This is a genomic window from Bradyrhizobium sp. UFLA05-89, assembly GCF_059803475.1.
In genome coordinates, this window is the sequence record NZ_JBANBA010000226.1 from 1 (window position 1) to 3,926 (window position 3,926).

At 64.3% G+C, this 3,926-nt stretch carries 7 protein-coding genes; 1 reads left to right on the top strand and 6 read right to left on the bottom strand.

What is annotated here, in order from left to right; genetic code table 11:
* The 6 genes from SO139_RS45650 to flgB all read right to left on the bottom strand — a co-directional run.
* Positions 1 to 654, bottom strand: a 654-nt coding sequence (locus SO139_RS45650; protein ID WP_498542107.1) for an EscU/YscU/HrcU family type III secretion system export apparatus switch protein, incomplete at its 3' end; no start/stop codon positions are given.
* A 9-nt stretch (positions 655 to 663) separates the two neighbouring features.
* The gene (gene fliR, locus SO139_RS45655; protein WP_449377092.1) at positions 664 to 1,434 is read right to left on the bottom strand and encodes a flagellar biosynthetic protein FliR; all 771 of its coding nucleotides are present in this window, start codon (positions 1,432 to 1,434) and stop codon (positions 664 to 666) included.
* A 17-nt stretch (positions 1,435 to 1,451) separates the two neighbouring features.
* Positions 1,452 to 1,715: a flagellar biosynthesis protein FliQ gene (gene fliQ, locus SO139_RS45660; RefSeq protein ID WP_007612284.1), complete on the bottom strand. Its 264-nt coding sequence runs from the start codon at positions 1,713 to 1,715 to the stop codon at positions 1,452 to 1,454.
* A gap of 80 nt (positions 1,716 to 1,795) precedes the next feature.
* A complete protein-coding gene (gene fliE, locus SO139_RS45665; RefSeq protein WP_449377091.1) occupies positions 1,796 to 2,104 on the bottom strand; it encodes a flagellar hook-basal body complex protein FliE in 309 nt (102 codons plus the stop codon).
* A 17-nt stretch (positions 2,105 to 2,121) separates the two neighbouring features.
* Complete coding sequence (gene flgC / locus SO139_RS45670; protein WP_449377090.1) at positions 2,122 to 2,547, bottom strand: flagellar basal body rod protein FlgC; 426 nt, start codon at positions 2,545 to 2,547, stop codon at positions 2,122 to 2,124.
* 102 nt (positions 2,548 to 2,649) lie between these two features.
* Positions 2,650 to 3,054, bottom strand: a complete 405-nt coding sequence (flgB, locus tag SO139_RS45675; protein ID WP_449377089.1) for a flagellar basal body rod protein FlgB — start codon at positions 3,052 to 3,054, stop codon at positions 2,650 to 2,652.
* A 352-nt stretch (positions 3,055 to 3,406) separates the two neighbouring features.
* Between flgB and SO139_RS45680 the strand changes: the two genes are divergently transcribed.
* Positions 3,407 to 3,926 (top strand): flagellar biosynthetic protein FliO (locus SO139_RS45680; protein ID WP_498542108.1); only part of this gene is annotated, 520 nt, incomplete at its 3' end.

Genomic DNA, 3,926 nt, shown 5'->3' on the forward strand with positions numbered 1-3,926 from the left:
GAACCAGCTGCGATATTGGAAGAAATAGTCGGCGATGGCGATGATCGCGAACGCCGCGACCACTGCGCCGAGCAGATGGATGGTCATGCTGGTGGTGGCGCCCAGCATGGCGGACGGGTCGAGCTTGACCATCGATTCCACCCGATGCCGCTCCGGCCACAGGACCATGGTCATGACCGCGCCCAGCGCGACCAGCTTGCCGATGCCTTTGAGGAAGTTCGCCGCCGCCTGCTTGCCGAAAATGCGCTTGAGGCCGGCTGCTGGCGAAAGCTTGCTGAATTTGGGTTTCAGGGATTCGGCCGACCACACCAGGCGGTGCTGGAGCATGTTGCCGGCGATCGCCGCCAGCACCAGCATCAGCAATGGCACGCCGATCGCGGCGACCACCGCGACTTCGATCTGCTGCATCAGCGCGAGCAGGTTCCCGCCGTCGGTTTTGATCATCCAGGAATTGGCCAGCAGGTTGCGCATCGGCGTCACCAGCCCGCTGCCGACCGAGCCCGAGAAGGTCGAGACCACGAGCGTGCCGCCCGCGATCATGAACCAGGTGTTGATCTCCTGGCTCTTGGCAACGTCGCCGCGTTCGAGCGCCTCCTCGAGGCGCTTTTGCGTCGGGTCTTCTGTTTGACTCTCGGGATCGTTGTCGTCCGCCATTGATCCCTCTTACTTGAGCGGCATCATCTGGTGCATGACACCGATGAAATAGTCGAGGAAGGTCCCCATCAGCGCCGTGAGCACCACGGCGAGCACGAGGAACCCGGCGAAGATCGAGAGCGGCACGCCGACGAAATAGACCTGCATCTGCGGCATCAGCCGCGCCAGCACGCCAAGCCCGATATTGAAGACGAGGCCGAACACCAGGAACGGCCCGGAAAGCTGCAAGCCCAGGCGGAACGCGGCGGCGAAGGCGCGCGTCGCGAGCGAGGCCACGTCGCCGCTCGCCATCGTCTCGCCCGGCGCGAAGATCGCATAGCTGTCGTTGAGCGCGGCGATGACGAGGTGATGGCTGTCTGTCGCGAACAGCAGCGTCACGCCCAGCATGGTCAGGAAATTGCCGACCAGCACGCCCTGCTGGCCCTGTGTCGGATCGACCGAGGTAACGAAACCGAGCCCCATCTGCTGCGCGATCACGGCGCCGGCGACCTGGAGGGCGGCGAGCGTCACGCGCGCGGTCGCACCGAGCACGATGCCGATCGCGATCTCATGCAGCATCAGCACCAGGAGCGAGGCGATCGAGCCCATGTCGACATGGTAGGCGTTGCGATGCAGCGGCAGGATGATCAGCGTGAGCAGCAGCGCGATCGACAGTTTGATACGCGTCGGAATATTGGTCTCGCCCAGCCCCGGCAGCAGCATCACCATCGCACCGACCCGGGCGAAGGCGAGCATGAAGGCCGCGGCAAGCGCCGGCAGCAGCGAGACGTCGATGCGCATGGTTTACGCATACTGCCTCAGCCGCCGATGATTCGCGACGAGATCCGCAGCATGTGGGAATGGAGCGCGTCGGCCATGAAGGGTAATGCCAGCAGCATGGTCGCGAAGATCGCGAGGATTTTCGGCACGTAGATCAGAGTCTGCTCCTGAATCTGCGTCAGCGCCTGGAACAGCGACACCACCACGCCAACCACGAGCCCCACCACCATCAGCGGCGACGACACGATCACGATCGTCCAGATCGCATCCCGCGCCACGTCGAGCGTTTCAGGTCCGGTCATTGCACACGCCCTCTATTCAAAGCCGCATCCCCGCCGCTATCGCGAGGAAAGTGGCGTCCTGTCCCCGTCATTGCGAGCAATCAGATCGCCATCTTCATGATGTCTTCGTAGGACTGGATCACCCGGTCGCGCACCGATACCAGCGTCGATACGGCGACGTCGGTTTCGGCGACCGCGGTCACCACGTCCATCACGTTGGCCTTGCCGCTCGCCATGGCCACCGTCTGCGCATCGGATTTGCGGCCGGATTCCATGACGCTGCCGATGGAGTCCTTGAGCAGCGCGGCGAAGGACGGGCCGCTCGCCTCCGATCCCTTGCCGGCGGCGCTGTTTTCGAGCACGCGCGCGAGATTAGCATAGGCATTGGCGGCAATCGTCGGTGAAGCCATGGCGGTGAGCCTCCTGTTCAGGCCTTGAGGATGTCGAGCGTGCGCTGGATCATTCGGCGCGTTGCACTGATGATGTTGAGATTGGCCTCGTAGGACCGCTGCGCGTCGCGCATGTCGGTCATTTCGACCACCGAGTTCACGTTCGGATATTTGACGTTGCCGCTCGCGTCGGCGGCCGGATTGTTCGGCTCGTATTTGACGCGGAAGTTGGACTGGTCGGGCTTGATCTTGCCGAGGGTGACGACCTGCGCGTCCAGCGAGCGGTCGAGCGCGGAGGAGAAGGTCGGCACCTTGCGCCGGTAGGGATCGCCACCGGCGCTCTGGGCGGTGGAGTCCGCGTTGGCGATGTTCTCCGAGATCACCCGCATGCGTCCGGCCTGTGCGCGCAGGCCGGAGGTCGCAATCGCCATCGAACGGGCGAAGTCGCTGCTGTCATTCGCCATGATGCGCCTCCGCTAGGCTCTTTGTTTGAGCATGATCTCCGCGCAAACGCGTTCCGCGTTTGTCGCGAGGGAAAACCGCTGCACACTTTTCCGGATCATGCTCTAGCCCTTGCCGATCGCGGTCTTCAGCAGGTGCAGGCTCTTGGAGTAGAGCGAGGTCGCGGCCGCGTAATCCATCTGGTTCGAGGCGGACTTCATCATCTCCTCCTCGAGATTGACGGCATTGCCCGCAGGGCGTGTCTCGAAGCCCGCATTCTTGTTCTGGTCGAAGCTCGACGGCGCGCCGGACGGAGTCATGTGCGAGGCGGTGGTGCGGGCCATCGCGAGCGGCCCCATCGAGCCGGCGACCGCGCCGGTCTTGTCGAATTTGGGCTCGACCAGGTCGCGCGGCCGGAAGTTGGGCGTGTCGGAATTGGAGACGTTCTCGGACAGGACGCGCTGGCGTTCCTGGTGCCACTGCATCTTGGTGCGAAGCGCCGAGAGCACCGGGAGGTCGTTGATGGACATGGCTTGCGGCTCCTTGCCCCGGGATCAGGCCCCCGGGGCTAGGCAGAATTTGCCGCGTGTATGGTTAACGGCCGGTTAAGACGTTAGCGGCAGATGTCCCTCGTTGAGACGCCAAGGTTTCGCCCCCGTGATTCTACGCTCCAAAACACTCGTTAACCCAACCGCTTGGCTCCGGAACAATTCCCAAGAAGTCGTTTTGGATCGGGCGATTCATGGGTTATTAAGAACTGGGGACGGCAGAACCTGCCGTAAGGTGTTAAGGGATCGAACTTCTGGGGCGTCGCGGGCTTGCGGTCGGGATGGATTTCGACCATTGGCCGCATGAGACAAGCGCCATTTGCCGGGGACAAGCATGCAAGGCCCTTTGACCTTTATCTTAGCGTTCATCGTCGTGCTGGCGCTCATCGGCTTGGCCGCGTGGCTGGTTCGTCGATTCGCGACGAACCGGCTGGGCGCCAACACCCAGCGCGGCCGGATGCCCCGGCTTGCCGTGATCGATGCCGCCGCCGTCGACGGGCGCCGCCGCCTGGTGCTGGTCCGGCGCGACAATGTCGAACATCTCCTGATGATCGGCGGCCCGACCGACATCGTCGTCGAGCCCAACATCGTGCGTGCCGCCTCGAGCCGCGATCAGCTGCCGCAACGGTCTGGGGGTGCCGAGCCGCCGCGCCTCGCCCCGATGCCCGAACCTGCCGCTTGGGATGAGCCCTCGCCGCGCCCCGAATTGCTCGACCAGCCCGAGCCGCAAATGCCCGAGCCGCCGCCGCGGCCCGCACGCCCCTCCTTCGCCGACGAAGTGCGCCGGCCCGCGCCTGCGCTCGCCGAGCGCCGTAGCGATTCACTCGCTGGCTTCACCGCCGAGCCGCTCGCGC